Source organism: Rhizobium sp. BK456 (assembly GCF_014194045.1).
Lineage (GTDB): Bacteria > Pseudomonadota > Alphaproteobacteria > Rhizobiales > Rhizobiaceae > Rhizobium > Rhizobium redzepovicii.
Genome location: NZ_JACIAO010000001.1, coordinates 711,302 through 725,904, shown reverse-complemented (window position 1 = coordinate 725,904; position 14,603 = coordinate 711,302). Strand labels below are relative to the sequence as shown.

The following is a 14,603-nucleotide window of genomic DNA, read 5'->3' as shown; positions in this document are numbered from 1 at the left end:
ACGATGGCAGAGCCAGACGCAAGCACAGGTCAACCAAAGAAGAAATCCGCCACGCTGATGACGATCATCGGTATCGCTGTCCTGACGCTGCTCGGCGCCGGCGGCGGCTGGGCGGTCGGCACGATCGTCGCGCCCAACATCAAGGGCGCCAAGGAGGCCGAGCAGGCCAAGGACGCCGAGGCCAAGAAAAAGGCCGAGGAAGGCCTGGCCCACATCTCGACCGAGGCAAACAACGTTGTCCAGCTCGAGCCGATCACCTCGAACCTCGCCTACCCCTCGGAAAACTGGGTCCGACTCGAAGTCGCGCTGCTGTTCAACGGACCGCCGGATGTCAAGGTTTCCGAGGATATCCACCAGGATATCCTCGCCTATATCAGGACCGTTTCCCTGCAGCAGATCGAGGGGCCGCGGGGCTTTCAATATCTCAAGGATGACATACAGGAACGTGTTGACCTTCGCTCGCAAGGGCGGGTATCGAAGGTCATGTTCAGGACATTTGTCATCGAATGATTCGTCTCATAGTTTTCCTTGCCGCCATGATGGCGGTACCGGAACTGGCGGTGGCACAGCAGCTGCCGACTGACTTGTTGAACGTACCCGTCGATGGCTCCGTCGCCGCCTGGATCATCCGCACGTTCGGCCTGCTGACCATCCTTTCGGTCGCGCCGGGCATCCTGATCATGGTGACAAGCTTCCCGCGCTTCATCATCGCCTTCTCGATCCTGCGCTCGGGGATGGGCCTTTCGTCGACGCCTTCGAACATGATCCTCCTGTCGCTGTCGCTGTTCATGACCTTCTACGTCATGTCGCCGACCTTCGATCAGGCCTGGCAGAACGGCGTGCAGCCGCTGCTTGCCAATCAGATCAACGAGACCGAGGCCGTCCAGCGGATTGCCGAACCCTTCCGCACCTTCATGGCGGCCAACACCCGTGACAAGGATCTGGCGCTATTCGTCGATCTGGCGCGTGAACGCGGCCAGACTATCCAGACGACGGATCCGATCGACTATCGCGTGCTGATCCCGGCCTTCATGATTTCGGAAATTCGCCGCGGCTTCGAGATCGGCTTCCTCGTCGTCCTGCCGTTCCTCGTCATCGACCTCATCGTCGCCACCATTACCATGGCGATGGGCATGATGATGCTGCCGCCGACGTCGATCTCGCTGCCGTTCAAGATTCTCTTCTTCGTGCTGATCGACGGCTGGAACCTGCTGGTGGGCAGTCTGGTGCGCTCGTTCAACTGACCCGCCGCCGCTCCTATCTTCGCCCGTTCCCATCTTCGCCAACGAGAAAACCCGCCGGATCGCTCCGGCGGGTTTTCGTGACGATTGAAAGGCTCACTCGGCGCCGAACGGCACCGTGCGCGGCGGCAGCGCCGCAATGTCCATGTGCTCGGGGGCGAGACGCTGCTTGCCGCGCTCGGCCATGATTTCGTAGGCCTGCTCCAGATGATTGCAGAAACGTTCGGCGTCGAAGAGCGGTGCGATATAGCGCTTCTCTTTCAGATGCGCCTTGTATTCGGCGATCCTTCCGGGGTTCTGCGCCAGTTCGACGGCCATATCTTCATAGGCCTGCAGGTCGCTTGCGACGAGGTCGGGCAGGTCGATGGCCCGCAGCAGGCTCTCGCTGACGCGTGAGGCGAAGTTGGTGCCCTTGAAGGTCAGAACCGGCAGGCCGCCCCAGAGCTGCTCCGAGGTGGTCGTATGGCCGTTGACGGGGAAGGTATCGATGCCGAGGTCGGCCGCCTGCTGACGGTCGATATGTTGTTCGTAGGGCGCGCGCGGGCAGAAAATGATCCGCTTGGGCGAAATGCCTGCCGTCTGGAAGTGCTTCAACAGATTCGCCTGGTTGCGCGGCGTGTTCGCCATCAGCCAGAGCACGCTGTTCGGCGCCCGCTTGAGAATGCGGCACCAGCTGTCGATCGTCTCCGGCGTGATCTTGCGGTTGCCGTTGAACGAGGCGAAGATAAAGGCCTCTTTCGGCAGGCCGAGCTGCTCGCGGGTGACGGGGCGCGGCTTCGGGCGATGCATCGGGTCGTTCGGCTGATAGCTTTCCGGCAACCGGCAGAATTTCTCATGGTAGAAGGGCTTGGCCACCTCGGGCAGTACCGAATGGTCGCCGATGACGTAGTCGAGATCGATATTGACGGTGCTGCCGGGGAAACCAAGCCAGCCGACGTGTACTGGCGCCAGCGGCAGGTTGAAGGCTGTCGCGCGACTGCCGGAGGTATGGCCCTTCAGGTCGACCATGATGTCGATATTATGCTCGCGCACGACTGCCAGCACCGCCTGATCGGAGAAGCCGTGAACGTCGACGATCCGGCCCCAGCGGCTGCGGTCGGTAACGTTGTGCTTCAGGTATTCCGGACCCGTATGGCAGAACAGCGTCACCTCGAACCGGTCCCTGTCGTGCAGTTCCAGGATCCGCTGCAGGAGCTTCATCGTCGCATGGCGATCCCAGAAGTCCGATGACATGTAGCCGATCCGGATCTTGTCGGACCACGTGTGCGGCTGGTTGCGGCGGAAGGCCACCCGTTCGGGGTTGAGGGGGGTGGTGCCGATCGTGGCATAGCGGTTGAAATCCTCGTTGCCGCACCAGTGCAGATGATAGAACGGGTTGTCCTTGCGCAGGATCTCGATATCGCCCTTTGCGAGTGCAGCGTCGATCACCGCCTGATGTTTGCTGGCCTCTTCGAACTCGTTGAATTCGCGGGCGAAAACCAGATGCAGGAAGCGGAATGCGAGATTGCCCGGAAACCGCTTGAAGAGGTTGCGCGAGAGGCTCTGGTTGGTTGCGTCGTTCAGATCGTCGCTCAGCAGCAGGGCCGCCAGGCGCATATGATCGGGATTGGCACTCTGTGACAGCACCGTCTTGAACGGGCGAATGATATCCCGCTGCTGGCGCTTCAGATAGATCGCCGTGATGATGAAGGCGAGTTCTGCGTCGTCCTTGGCCTTGGCGAGGTTTCGCATGGCGATCAGCAGAGCATCATCCTCGTTGCCGATCTCATAATGCAGCTTGGCAGCCTGCTTCTGGTATTCGTAGGCATTCGGTCCTTCGCAGTTGCCGGCCAAGCCATAGGCTTTCGCGGCATCGGCCTTGAAACCGAGCTGCAGGAGGTTCTTGGCCAGCAGCGCATAGGTCTTGGCGTCCTGCTGGATATCCATGAGCTGGTTGAGCGTCGCCAGGGACTGTGTGTAGCGGCCCGCCTGGTAATCTCTGGATGCCGCAGAGAACGAAACTTTGCTGTTCAAAACCCAACTCCGTGAAGGAAATGTTCTGGCATTTCTGTCGATCGCCGACGCACGCCCGAGCCGTCCTCCCCGAAAACGGGCGGATCGATCCGATGATGCTATCCCGGCGCCTGCCACACTGCCAGGTGAACCTTGCTTGAAACCGGTGTGCCGCATGAAGGCGCTTCCTTCATGAGAGAAAACGGTTTCTTTCTCGGCATGTTAGCATGCGAAGGAATAGATTCAGCCGGCATTAACTATGCGATGTAAGGAGCCGGCACGGGGCCTCTGTTTTTAAGAAGTTGGCAAGCATTGGCTGCGAGATTGCCCTGGACATGACGGGTTTGGGCCAAACAAAAAAAGGCGCCGAGTAGCATGAAGCTGGTCCGTCATCGCCGGTACTATAGTCCGGTATGTCCTCCTTTTTGTATCTAGTTTCCAGGGGACAGATTTATGACAAGCATTAACACCAATTCTTCCGCACAGGCCGCTCTCCAGACGCTACGCAGCGTCAACCAGAACCTGAACAGCACGCAGAACCACGTTTCGTCGGGCTACCGCGTCGAAAAGGCTTCCGACAACGCTGCTTACTGGTCGATCGCAACGACCATGCGTTCGGACAACAAGGCGCTTTCTGCCGTTTCCGACGCTCTCGGCATGGGCGCTGCCAAGGTCGACACCGCTTACACCGCCATGGACAGCGCCATTGACGTCGTCGGCGACATCAAGGCCAAGCTGGTTGCCGCCACTGAAAACGGCGTTGACAAGGCCAAGGTCCAGGAAGAAATCAGCCAGCTGCAGGAACAGCTGAAGAGCATCGCTCAGTCGGCTTCGTTCAACGGTGAAAACTGGGTTGCCGGCGCCGACGGCACCAAGAGCGTCGTTTCCTCGTTCGTCCGCGACGGCTCCAACGCCGTGTCGGTCACCACCACCGACTACGTTCTCGACGACGGCTCTGCAGGCAACGTTCTGTTCGGCATGAGCGGCGGCTCGGTCGAAACCTCCACGGGTATCCTCGGCACGTCGAACGGCGCCACCGGTTCAATCTACGGGATGGACATCACCAACTTCACCGCCGGCCAGATCCAGACGGCTCTGACCAACGTCGAAGCGGCTCTGAAGTCCATGACCAGCGCCGGTGCTGCTCTCGGCTCGCTCTCCAAGCGTATCGACAACCAGGACGATTTCGTCAACGCTCTCAGCGACTCGATCGACTCCGGTGTCGGCCGTCTCGTCGACGCCAACATGGAAGAAGAATCCTCCAAGCTCAGCGCCCTGCAGACCCAGCAGCAGCTGGCGATCCAGTCGCTGTCGATTGCGAATTCCTCTTCGCAGAACATCTTGTCGCTCTTCCGCTAAGAGCGGTCGGCAAAGGTTTTCAAGTTTCGCGGCCGGGTCATTCCCGGCCGCGAAATGTTTTAACATAAGGTTAATGAAAAACCTTCTAAGTGTCAGATATTTTTACGCTATTTCCATTTTGAATTTAGCTTTCCTTAACCATCTTGCTGTTTTCTAGGCCCATCGAAACGGCGAGTTAACCTTAACGAGACTGGTTAACAGGCATGATGCTGATCGCTGTGGGCCGGCCGAAAATCCGGAATGTCCCTTTTTAAAATCTGCCAACAAGGGGCAAACAAACTATGACGAGCATCAACACCAATAACGCTGCGATGGCAGCCCTCCAGACTCTCCGTGGCATCAACCAGGGTCTCCAGACAACCCAGGCTCACGTTTCGTCCGGCTATCGCGTTGGCCAGGCTTCCGACAATGCTGCTTACTGGTCGATCGCAACGACCATGCGTTCGGACAACAAGGCGCTTTCCGCCGTCTCCGACGCTCTCGGCCTCGGCGCCGCCAAGGTTGATACCGCTTATTCCGCCATGGACAGCGCCATCGATGTCGTCGGGAACATCAAGGCCAAGCTGGTTGCCGCCACTGAAAACGGCGTTGACAAGGCCAAGGTCCAGGAAGAAATCAGCCAGCTGCAGCAGCAGCTCCTGAGCGTCGCTCAGTCGGCTTCCTTCTCCGGTGAAAACTGGGTTGCCGGCGCCGACGGCACCAAGAACGTCGTTGCCTCCTTCGTTCGTGACGGCTCCAACGCTGTCTCGGTCGTGATGACCGACTACGTTCTCGACGACGGCTCCGCAGGCAATGTTCTGTTCGGCATGAGCGGCGGCGCTGTTGAAACCTCCACGGGTATCCTCGGCACGTCGAACGGCGCCACCGGTTCTGTCTACGCGATGGACATCACCAACTTCACCCTCGGCGAGATCCAGACGGCTCTGACCAATGTCGAAGCGGCTCTGAAGTCCATGACCAGCGCCGGCGCTGCTCTCGGCTCGATCTCCAAGCGCATCGAACTGCAGGAAAACTTCGTATCCGCTCTCAGCGACTCGATCGACTCCGGTGTCGGCCGTCTCGTCGACGCCGACATGGAAGAAGAATCCTCCAAGCTCAGCGCTCTGCAGACCCAGCAGCAGCTGGCCGTCCAGTCACTGTCGATCGCGAACTCCTCCTCGCAGACCATCCTCACGCTGTTCCGCGGCTAATAACCCTCGGAAATATCGGCCCGCCGGTCTCCGGCGGGACTTCGGAAACGAGCCGCGCTTCAATGGAGCGCGGCTTTTTTTTAATGTCTGTTAACGGTTGATTAACCATAATGCTGTTTTCTCAGGTCAACGAGACGGCGGGTTAACCAAATTTAAGAACCGGTTAACAGGCATGAGGCTGGTCCCCGTTCCCGGTAGCTTCCGGAATGTCCCTTTTTATCAACTGCCGACAAGGGGCAATCATTTCATGACCAGCATTTTGACGAACGTTGCGGCGATGGCCGCCCTTCAGACACTCCGCGGAATCAATGACGGCCTCGAGGCTACGCAGAACCGCGTATCGTCGGGTTATCGCGTCGAAAAAGCGTCCGACAACGCCGCCTACTGGTCGATCGCAACGACCATGCGTTCGGACAACAAGGCACTTTCCGCCGTCTCCGACGCTCTCGGCCTCGGTGCCGCCAAGGTCGATACCGCTTATTCCGCCATGGACAGCGCTATCGACGTCATCAGCGAAATCAAGGCGAAGATCGTCGCCGCGACCGAAAAGGGCGTCGACAAGACCAAGGTCCAGGAAGAAATCGGCCAGTTGCAGCAGCAGTTGCTCAGCATTGCCCAATCGGCTTCCTTTTCCGGTGAAAACTGGGTTGCCGGCGCTGACGGCACCAAGAGCGTGGTTTCCACCTTCGTGCGCGATGGCAACGGCAATGTCTCCGTCAAGACGACGGACTACATCCTGGACTCAAGCTCCACGGGCAACGTCCTCTTCGGCATGGACTCGGTCGGCTCGATCGAGACGAGCTCCGGCATTATTGGCACATCATACGGTACGATCGGCTCGATCTACTCGATGGACATCAGCACCTTCGGCTCGGTTGAGATCTCCATGGCCCTGACCTCGATCGAGGCCGGCTTGGACGCGATGACCAAGGCCGCATCGCAGCTCGGCTCGATTTCCACGCGAATCGAACTGCAGGAAAATTTCGTCGGCGCGCTCAGCGACTCGATCGACTCGGGCGTCGGCCGCCTTGTCGATGCCGATATGGAGGAGGAATCGAGTAAGCTGACGGCGTTGCAAACGCAGCAGCAACTGGCGATCCAGTCGCTGTCGATCGCCAACTCCAGCGCTCAGAACATTCTCACGCTGTTCCGCAGCTAAATCGGGCGCTGAAGCTGGACCGAATCTTGCGCCTTCGTCCGGCAACAAGCGAAAAGCCTACGAACCGCGTCCGAAACGGCGCGGTTTTTTCTTTTATATCAATGGCTTGAATTGCGTCGCGATCGACGCGGCGCGTTCGGCGCTGCGCTCTTGCCCAACGGGTTGATATCGAGTTACCTTCGCTTTCAGTTGATTTGCTTTTGCGACACGCCGGTAGAAACTCTACCGGAGGCATGACGCCACTTCAGTCGCCGCCGGCATTCCGGCCTGCCCCTTGACCTTATTCCGAGACCTGTCGATGACCGTTAAGATTACCAGCGCGGCCGCGGTGAATGCGCTTGCGGTGCTACGCAGCATCAACAAAGAAGCCAACCAGACACAGCAGCAAGTTTCCTCGGGTTACCGTATCGAGACGGCCTCCGACGATGCGTCCTACTGGTCGATCGCAACCGTCATGCGCTCAGACAGCACCAATCTGGGCACGATCGGAGATGCGCTTGGACTCGGCGCTGCCAAGGTGGATGCGACCTACACGGCGATGACCTCGGCGATTGATCTTATGGGCCAGATTCGCGCCAAGCTGGTTGCGGCAAAAGAGCCCGGCACCGACAAGGACAAGATCAATGCTGAGATCAGCGAATATAAGGAGCAGCTGAAGACCGTCGTTGAATCGACGTCGTTTGCCGGCGAAAACTGGCTGCTGAACGGCGACACCGCCGCGCCGCCGACATGGTCGGTGATTTCGAGTTTCGTGCGCGCGCCGACTGGCGAATATCAAGCTCAGACCATCGATTTCCCCTCGTCGCAAACCATCCTCATCGATAAGAACGATGCGAGCGGCGGACTGTTTACCAAGGCGGTCGATGCCAATGCGATCAACAACAGCGGCGCGACGGCGCGCAACTATTACCTTTTGGACGCCAGCTCGACCACGCCGGCGACGGGCACGGAAATTGCGATCGACAAGAATACGACCGATGCGCAACTCACCGATATGCTCGATGTGACCGACTCGCTGCTTTCCTCGCTGACGACGACGGCCGCTTCCATCGGTGTGATGAAAACGCGTATCGACGATCAGATGGACTATACGGCCGATCTCTCCGATTCGATCGACAAGAGCGTCGGCGCGCTCGTCGATACCGACATGGACGAGGCTTCGATCCGGCAAAAGGCGATCGAAACCCAGAAGCAGATGGCCGTCGAAGCGATCTCGATCCTCAACACGGCTTCGAGCAAGATTTTGATCCTGCTGGAATAAAGGTGGGCGCGATCGCGGATGGCGGTGCCATTCATCCTCGCGCAAGTTTGACTTCCTAGTTTCCGGCATGAAGGCATCGTCCGAATCCGTGCCGGTGCAAGGTGAAGCCCTTGCCCGTTCGAAGCGACGTGCCGGCGCGCAAGTTCGTTTTGAGCGGGGGTGGATATGCTGCATGCCTCCCGAATGCTGGATGGTTTTTTATGAGCATTACGCTTTCCCGGTATTTGAAGGATTTCGGTGAACCGGAACCGTCAGCGCCGATCATCGAGATGGACGATTTCGGCGGCGACGGTTTTCCCGAAATGCCGAGCGAACCGGTAATCGACGTCGAGGCGGAGCGCCGCAATGCCTATGCGCAAGGTCATGCCGCAGCGACCGCTGATTTGACCGAAAAATACGAACGCGAGACGCGGACGCTGGCCGAGGCTCACGCGCGTGAGCTCGCCGAGCTGAGGCTTCGCTACGAAGTCGAGGCGGCAGCGGTCATTGCATCCCGCGTCCGCGATATTGCCGAAGAGGTCGCGCAGCTGGTCAGTGCCGGTGCCTCTATCGCCATCGCGCCCGTGATGACCGAAGCGCTTGCCGCCAGGGCAGCCGAAAGCCTCGCCGTGCTGCTGCGCGACTCGATCCTCGAGGGCGCTGCCGGACCGATCGTCGTCCGCGGGCCAAGCCGGCTTTTCGAACTCTTAGCCGCCGAGCTCGGTGAACATGCCGAGGCGGTTCGACACATTGAGACTGACGATATCGATCTTGCCGTCGAAATCGGCGACTCCGTCATCGTCACCCGTATGTCCGCCTGGGCAGCCAGCTTGAAGAAAGTTCTCGAATGAGCGAAGGCGAAAACCACCACCACGGCAAGAACGAGATCATCATCGTCAAGAGACATGGCGGCGGTGATCACGATGGCTCCCATGGCGGTGCGTGGAAAATTGCCTATGCCGACTTCATGACGGCGATGATGGCGTTCTTCCTGGTCATGTGGCTGGTCAATGCCGCCAACGAGGAGACCAAGGCCTCGGTCGCGACCTATTTCAATCCGATCAAGCTTTCCGACGAAAAGCCGACCGAGAAGGGATTGAAGAAGCCCGTCGACAACGCCGAAGGCGAGGAGAAGCAGGAGAAGTCGAAACAGAAGGAAGAAAATCCGAACGACGGCAAGGCTTCGGCGGATGGTGACGACCAGACATCGACATCAGGCGACCAGACCAATTATTCCGAGGCCGATTTCTTCGAAAATCCGTATTCGGTTCTGGCCGAGATCGCGCAGGAAGTCGGCCAGCAGGCCAATGTCAGCGCCAAGGGCGATGGCGGTGCCGCCGATTCCGGCCCGGCCACCGGCGCCGATGGCGGCGAAGCCTATCGTGATCCCTTCGATCCGGATTTCTGGACGAAGCAGGTTGAGGTCACGACAGCCGGCAAGTCCGCGCCTCCCGGCAAGAGCGACGAGCAGGCGGCCGAAAGCGCGACAACCGAGATGGCCAAGGTCGAGGATATGAAGCCGACACCGCTGACCACCGATCAGAAGGCCGCTCAGGAAGCCAAGGGCGCGGCCGAGGCCAAGGATGGCAAGGCGCCGGATGACAAGAAGTCTGGCGATAAGAAGGCTGAGGACAAGAAGGCCCCAGCGCAAAAGGATGCAGCGCAGAAGGACGCCGATCATCAGAAGGATGCGGACAAGAGCGCGGCCGAGACCGAACAGCAGCAGCAGAAACAAGCCGAGCAACTGCAGGAGCAGATCGCTCAGCAGATCGGCGGCATTGCCGGCAAGCTTGCCGAAGGCCTGACCGTAACGGCATCCGAAGGCGGATTGCTCGTCAGCATCTCCGACCAGAGCGACGACTCGATGTTCAATATCGGTTCCGCGGTTCCCCGCCAGGAGATGGTGCTCGCCATGGAAAAGATCGGCGCGATCCTGAAGGAAAGGGGCGGCGCGGTCGCCATCCGCGGCCATACGGACGGGCGCCAGTATAAGGGCGCGCAGAATGAAAACTGGCGGCTTTCGATGGACCGCGCCCAGAGCGCTTATTATATGCTTGTGCGCGGCGGGCTCGACGAAAAACGCATCTCCCAGGTTTCGGGCTTTGCCGACCGCCGGCTGAAGCTGCCGTCCGACCCGTTCAACGCGACCAACCGCCGGATCGAGATCCTGGTGGAGGCGGATCGAGGATAACAGGATGGCGCGTCGGCAGCATCGCTATGTCGGATTTGTGGCTCTCGGTCTGGCGATGCTTTCGCCGGCCGCAGCCAAGGCGCAGGATCCGGACGATCTTGCACCGTACAAGATGCTGCGGTCGCTGCAGTTTGTGCAGGATTCCGTCGTCTCCGGGGATCATTCGGCCGGAGAGATGCAGCGCTTCATGCTGGGAACGATCGACGAGCGGCTGCGCAGCGTCGATACTTCGGTCTTCGATGACGACCGCAACGTCGATGCAGCGCTGATCTACGCGATGAGCGGCGGCAATCCGCAGACGCTCGAATATCTGATCGCCCACGACGTCAACGGCTATTTCGACAACCGTGTCACCGATGTGCTCAGAAAATATCTGAGCGGTAAGGGGCTGCTCGTCGCCAAGACCCTGGAGGAGACGGCCAGGGAATACCGCGACAAGAAGATCGGCCCATACCTTGCGTTGATCGGCGGCAATGTGCTGATCGCGACGAAGCCGACAGACGCACTGGATCTCTACGACCAGGCGCGCCTTGCGGCACCCGGCACGATCGTCGAGGAAGCGGCGTTGCGCCGCTCCGTCGCCATCTGCGTCGACAAGGGGATGCTCGACAGGGGCATGGCCTATTCGCAGCGCTATATCAGGCGCTTCCTGCATTCGCCTTATGCCAGCCAGTTCGCCGACCTTTTCGTGACACTCGTCGTCGGCCATGATCACGACGTGAAGCCGCAGGATGTCATCGACATCCTGTCCTTCATGGACGCGCCGCGCCAGCGCGAGGTCTATCTGCGCATCGCCCGCGCTGCGGCGATCGCGGGAAAGCCGCAGCTGGCCCATATGGCGGTCGACCGTGTGCAGTCGCTTGGCGCCGGCACTGACAATGCCTTCGGTCCTCTTGCGGATTTCTATGGCGGCATGGCCGGCCTTACCACAGAGGATATCGACCGGGCAGCGAAGAATGTCAGCGGCATCGCCGGTGACACGCTTTCGCCGCGGGATCAGGCGTTGCAGGAGGCGGCACGATCGGTTGCCGAGCAGATCCTGCGCGCTCCCGACCCGGCAAGCCTGACGCAAGCCTCGGGCCCTAACACTTCTGATCAAGAAATCACTTCTGAAAAGGCTGCGGCTATAGCTCCGCAACCGGGAGCGCCAGGCGCGCTTTCCGAGCCTGTTCCGGGAGGTGTGGCATCGACTGGCCAGAGCCAGGGTACCGACCCCTCATTCAACGCATTTGTGACGACCAATCGGTCTAAGCTCGACGAGATCGACGGTCTTCTGGCGCAGGAAGGCAACGAACAATGATGGATATGAGCGTCTTGGGCGGAGCCGCCGGTCCTGATTCTGCCGCGGCTGTGAAATCTGCACGGCCGATGGGCAAAGACGATGCTGGCGGCCAAAAGAACGGCTTTTCCGACGCGCTTGCCAAGGCAAGCAACGGCGCCGTCAATGACGACGCCGACGATGCGCAGCCGGATCAGGGTGCAGTTGCCGATGCCGGCGCCGAGAAAGTGGCGCGGACCATCCGCAGCCGCAATGGCGCAAAGCCGTTGATCGATCTCGGCGATGCCGCTTTGAAGGCGCAGGCTGAAGGGCCGCCGGAGACCATCGCAAATGTCGTCGCGGCAAAGCCCGCAAAGGCTGCAGTCAAGGTGCAGGCGGATATCGCCTTCGGCAAGGTCGACCCGAAAGACCGCTCGACCGAGGCGGCCAAAGGCGGCAAGCATGCCAAAGCCGACGCGTTGGATACCGATACGGACAAGGACAGTGAGGATAATGACGGCGGCATTTCCGATGTCCTCGGCCTGCTGAAGCAGGGACCTGCCGACGGCGCCGTTGGTTTGCCGGTGACCGCAGGCGTCCATCATGCGTCCGCCAAAGCCGATGAAGCCGACAAGAAGATCGAGGATATCGAAGCCAAGGCAGGCGGCCATGCGTCCGACGCCTTGGCGGCCGTCAGCGGCAACGTCGACAGTGGCATGGTAGGTGACGTCAAGGTGCCGGGATCGGAGAATGCCGAAGCCGCCGACGGCAGGACGTTCAGGATCAGCCGCGCCGATGGCCGTGGCGTGTCGATGGATGTTCACCTCGGCACCGATCAGGCCGGGCCTAAGGACAGCGCCAAGAAAGCCGATGTCGAAAACGTTTCGGTTCTCGAGTCGCGCCGCTATATCGGCCTGATGCAGAATTCGAATTCCGCCGCCCTCACTGCCGCTCTCTCCGGCGATTCAGAATGGGCGCGCGCCATGGAACCGAGCTCGGCGCTCTCCAATGCGGCGGAATGGACAAGCACCGGCAAGGTGGTTAATACGCTGAAGATCCAGATGAATCCGCTCGATCTCGGCATGGTGACGGCGACCATGCGCCTGTCCGGCGACGCCCTGAATGTCGACCTCAAGGTCGAAACCGGCGCGGCCTACCGTCAGATGAAGGAAGATCACGGCAAGATTCTCGAAGCACTGCGCAGCCAGGGCTACGCCGTCGACAACGTTACCATCAGCATGGCGCCGGTCGAGCGTAGCGACGCCGGCAACCAGGCAGGCAGTCAAGGCCAGGCCTCCCAGCAGCAGTCGCTCGCCCAGCAGGGGCAGGGCGGCGAGGCGCGCGAGCGTCACAATCAGACGGCACAGCGGGCGGACGGAGGCTTCAATGGTGCAGGCGAGACCGGTATTGAAGACGCTAATGCTGGCCGCAGCGGCGGCACTGGCGGCGTTTACCTCTGAGGTCAAAGCCTCCACCGGCGCCTGCGAGCGTGAGATCCACTCGGCAGCTGCCAAATACGGTATCCCGGAAGGCATCCTCTATTCGGTCGGCCTGACGGAGACCGGCCGCAAGGGCTCGCTCTATCCCTATGCAATGAACGTCGAAGGCAAGGCGATCTTTCCGCCCTCCGAACAGGACGCGATGCGGCAGTTCGATGTCGCCCGCAGCAGCGGCGCCAAGCTCATCGACATCGGCTGCATGCAGATCAACCATTACTATCATGGCGAAAATTTTGGCTCGGCCGAGGATATGTTCGACCCGCATCGCAACGTCGAGTATGCAGCAAAATTCCTCCGCGACCTGCATGACCGTCACGAGACTTGGACGATGGCGGTAGCCAGATACCATGCTGGCCCCAACAATGACCCCGCGCAGAAGCAATATGTCTGCCGCGTCATCGCCAATCTGGTCGCCACGGGCTACGGCAAGTGGACTCCCAATGCGAGTAACTTTTGCCGAAATTAATTCAACCAAAGATGGAATGGGCCCATTGTGACGAAACTGTGTCACAATATGGCAGGAATCCGGCATGAATCCCCTGCGCAAGTCATAATTAAGGGGCCGTTAACTTTTCCACGAAATTTTGGTGTGCATAAACAGCTAGACCCACTAGATATAGATCAAATCGCTACCCAGATCTTAATCAATTATTAGTTTCTGCCATTAACTTTAACGAGTTGTCGCCGATTCGTGCGATTCGTACCCATAGATCATCGAAGTGCCACACTGATTCGGAGGCGGACGAATGATCGTCGTGGTTGATGAGCGTGAGCTCGTGAAAGATGGATACACATCTCTGTTTGGTCGTGAGGGCATTCCCTCCACCGGCTTTGATCCAGCGGAATTTGGCGAGTGGGTACAGACCGCCGCCGATTCCGATATTGCGGCAGTCGAGGCCTTCCTGATCGGTCAGGGCCAGCGCAGCCTCGAACTCCCCCGGGCGATCCGGGACCGGTCGATGGCGCCGGTAATTGCGGTCAGCGACCAGCCCTCGCTCGAAAACACCCTTGCGCTATTCGATTGTGGCGTCGACGATGTGGTGCGCAAACCGGTGCATCCGCGCGAAATCCTGGCAAGGGCGGCTGCGATCCGGCGCCGGCTGAAGGCGATTGCCAACTACACCGAAATCGGCGGGATCCGCGTCTTCTCGGACGGCCGCGACCCTGAGATCAACGGCGAAGTCTTCGCGCTTCCCCGGCGCGAGCGCCGCATCCTCGAATATCTGATCGCCAATCGCGGTCGCCGGGTCACCAAGACCCAGATCTTCAACGCCATCTACGGCATCTTCGATGAGGAGGTCGAGGAGAATGTCGTCGAAAGCCATATCTCGAAGCTGCGCAAGAAGCTGCGCAAGAAGCTCGGCGTCGATCCGGTCGATTCCAAGCGCTTCCTTGGCTACTGCATCGATTGGGCCTGATTTTTCCGGCCGGGCGGCGACGCCCGGCTGAACCTCGATATTGGCCTCGCAGCGCG

General features: G+C 59.8%; 13 protein-coding genes. 12 read left to right on the top strand and 1 reads right to left on the bottom strand.

Annotation, left to right across the window (positions count from 1 at the left end):
* The first annotated feature begins 3 nt into the window (after positions 1-3).
* Both FHX03_RS03860 and fliP read left to right on the top strand, forming a co-directional pair.
* Entirely contained in the window at positions 4-510 is a 507-nt protein-coding gene (locus tag FHX03_RS03860; protein WP_183852632.1) for a flagellar basal body-associated FliL family protein, read from the top strand.
* Positions 507-1,244: a flagellar type III secretion system pore protein FliP gene (gene fliP / locus FHX03_RS03855; protein WP_003584259.1), complete on the top strand. Its 738-nt coding sequence runs from the start codon at positions 507-509 to the stop codon at positions 1,242-1,244. Before FHX03_RS03860 ends, fliP begins: the two co-directional genes overlap by 4 nt.
* A gap of 93 nt (positions 1,245-1,337) precedes the next feature.
* Here the strand turns inward: fliP and FHX03_RS03850 are convergent, their stop codons facing one another.
* Positions 1,338-3,254, bottom strand: a complete 1,917-nt coding sequence (locus tag FHX03_RS03850) for a glycosyl transferase (protein ID WP_183852630.1) — start codon at positions 3,252-3,254, stop codon at positions 1,338-1,340.
* A gap of 432 nt (positions 3,255-3,686) precedes the next feature.
* Between FHX03_RS03850 and FHX03_RS03845 the strand changes: the two genes are divergently transcribed.
* From FHX03_RS03845 to rem, 10 genes are all read left to right on the top strand, one after another.
* On the top strand, positions 3,687-4,592 hold the full coding sequence (locus FHX03_RS03845) for a flagellin (RefSeq protein WP_097623878.1): 906 nt from the start codon (positions 3,687-3,689) through the stop codon (positions 4,590-4,592).
* Between the two features lie 281 nt (positions 4,593-4,873).
* Positions 4,874-5,782: a flagellin gene (locus FHX03_RS03840; RefSeq protein ID WP_097623879.1), complete on the top strand. Its 909-nt coding sequence runs from the start codon at positions 4,874-4,876 to the stop codon at positions 5,780-5,782.
* Positions 5,783-6,029: 247 nt separating this feature from the next.
* Positions 6,030-6,941 carry a flagellin gene (locus tag FHX03_RS03835; RefSeq protein ID WP_097623880.1) on the top strand — a complete coding sequence of 304 codons (912 nt, stop codon included), beginning with the start codon at positions 6,030-6,032 and terminating at the stop codon, positions 6,939-6,941.
* Between the two features lie 298 nt (positions 6,942-7,239).
* Entirely contained in the window at positions 7,240-8,202 is a 963-nt protein-coding gene (locus FHX03_RS03830; protein ID WP_183852628.1) for a flagellin, read from the top strand.
* Between the two features lie 200 nt (positions 8,203-8,402).
* Positions 8,403-9,032 (top strand): hypothetical protein, encoded by a 630-nt coding sequence (locus FHX03_RS03825; RefSeq protein WP_097623882.1) that lies wholly within the window; start codon positions 8,403-8,405, stop codon positions 9,030-9,032.
* Positions 9,029-10,372, top strand: coding sequence for a MotB family protein (locus FHX03_RS03820; protein WP_183852626.1), 1,344 nt, complete (start codon positions 9,029-9,031; stop codon positions 10,370-10,372). Before FHX03_RS03825 ends, FHX03_RS03820 begins: the two co-directional genes overlap by 4 nt.
* 4 nt (positions 10,373-10,376) lie before the next feature.
* Entirely contained in the window at positions 10,377-11,672 is a 1,296-nt protein-coding gene (motC, locus tag FHX03_RS03815; RefSeq protein WP_097623884.1) for a chemotaxis protein MotC, read from the top strand.
* Complete coding sequence (locus FHX03_RS03810) at positions 11,669-13,090, top strand: flagellar hook-length control protein FliK (RefSeq protein ID WP_097623885.1); 1,422 nt, start codon at positions 11,669-11,671, stop codon at positions 13,088-13,090. Before motC ends, FHX03_RS03810 begins: the two co-directional genes overlap by 4 nt.
* Positions 13,038-13,595, top strand: coding sequence for a lytic transglycosylase domain-containing protein (locus FHX03_RS03805; protein WP_183852954.1), 558 nt, complete (start codon positions 13,038-13,040; stop codon positions 13,593-13,595). The genes FHX03_RS03810 and FHX03_RS03805 overlap by 53 nt, the downstream gene beginning before the upstream one ends.
* A gap of 280 nt (positions 13,596-13,875) precedes the next feature.
* On the top strand, positions 13,876-14,547 hold the full coding sequence (gene rem / locus FHX03_RS03800) for a transcriptional activator Rem (protein WP_003588527.1): 672 nt from the start codon (positions 13,876-13,878) through the stop codon (positions 14,545-14,547).
* Positions 14,548-14,603: the final 56 nt, after the last annotated feature.

Excerpts from the sequence above, each read along its gene's own strand:
- motC (WP_097623884.1), top strand. The coding sequence starts at position 10,377 with ATGGCGCGTCGGCAGCATCGCTATGTCGGATTTGTGGCTCTCGGTCTG.
- rem (WP_003588527.1), top strand. The coding sequence starts at position 13,876 with ATGATCGTCGTGGTTGATGAGCGTGAGCTCGTGAAAGATGGATACACA.
- FHX03_RS03825 (WP_097623882.1), top strand. The coding sequence starts at position 8,403 with ATGAGCATTACGCTTTCCCGGTATTTGAAGGATTTCGGTGAACCGGAA.
- FHX03_RS03820 (WP_183852626.1), top strand. The coding sequence starts at position 9,029 with ATGAGCGAAGGCGAAAACCACCACCACGGCAAGAACGAGATCATCATC.
- FHX03_RS03835 (WP_097623880.1), top strand. The coding sequence starts at position 6,030 with ATGACCAGCATTTTGACGAACGTTGCGGCGATGGCCGCCCTTCAGACA.
- FHX03_RS03840 (WP_097623879.1), top strand. The coding sequence starts at position 4,874 with ATGACGAGCATCAACACCAATAACGCTGCGATGGCAGCCCTCCAGACT.
- FHX03_RS03860 (WP_183852632.1), top strand. The coding sequence starts at position 4 with ATGGCAGAGCCAGACGCAAGCACAGGTCAACCAAAGAAGAAATCCGCC.
- FHX03_RS03810 (WP_097623885.1), top strand. The coding sequence starts at position 11,669 with ATGATGGATATGAGCGTCTTGGGCGGAGCCGCCGGTCCTGATTCTGCC.
- FHX03_RS03830 (WP_183852628.1), top strand. The coding sequence starts at position 7,240 with ATGACCGTTAAGATTACCAGCGCGGCCGCGGTGAATGCGCTTGCGGTG.
- FHX03_RS03845 (WP_097623878.1), top strand. The coding sequence starts at position 3,687 with ATGACAAGCATTAACACCAATTCTTCCGCACAGGCCGCTCTCCAGACG.
- fliP (WP_003584259.1), top strand. The coding sequence starts at position 507 with ATGATTCGTCTCATAGTTTTCCTTGCCGCCATGATGGCGGTACCGGAA.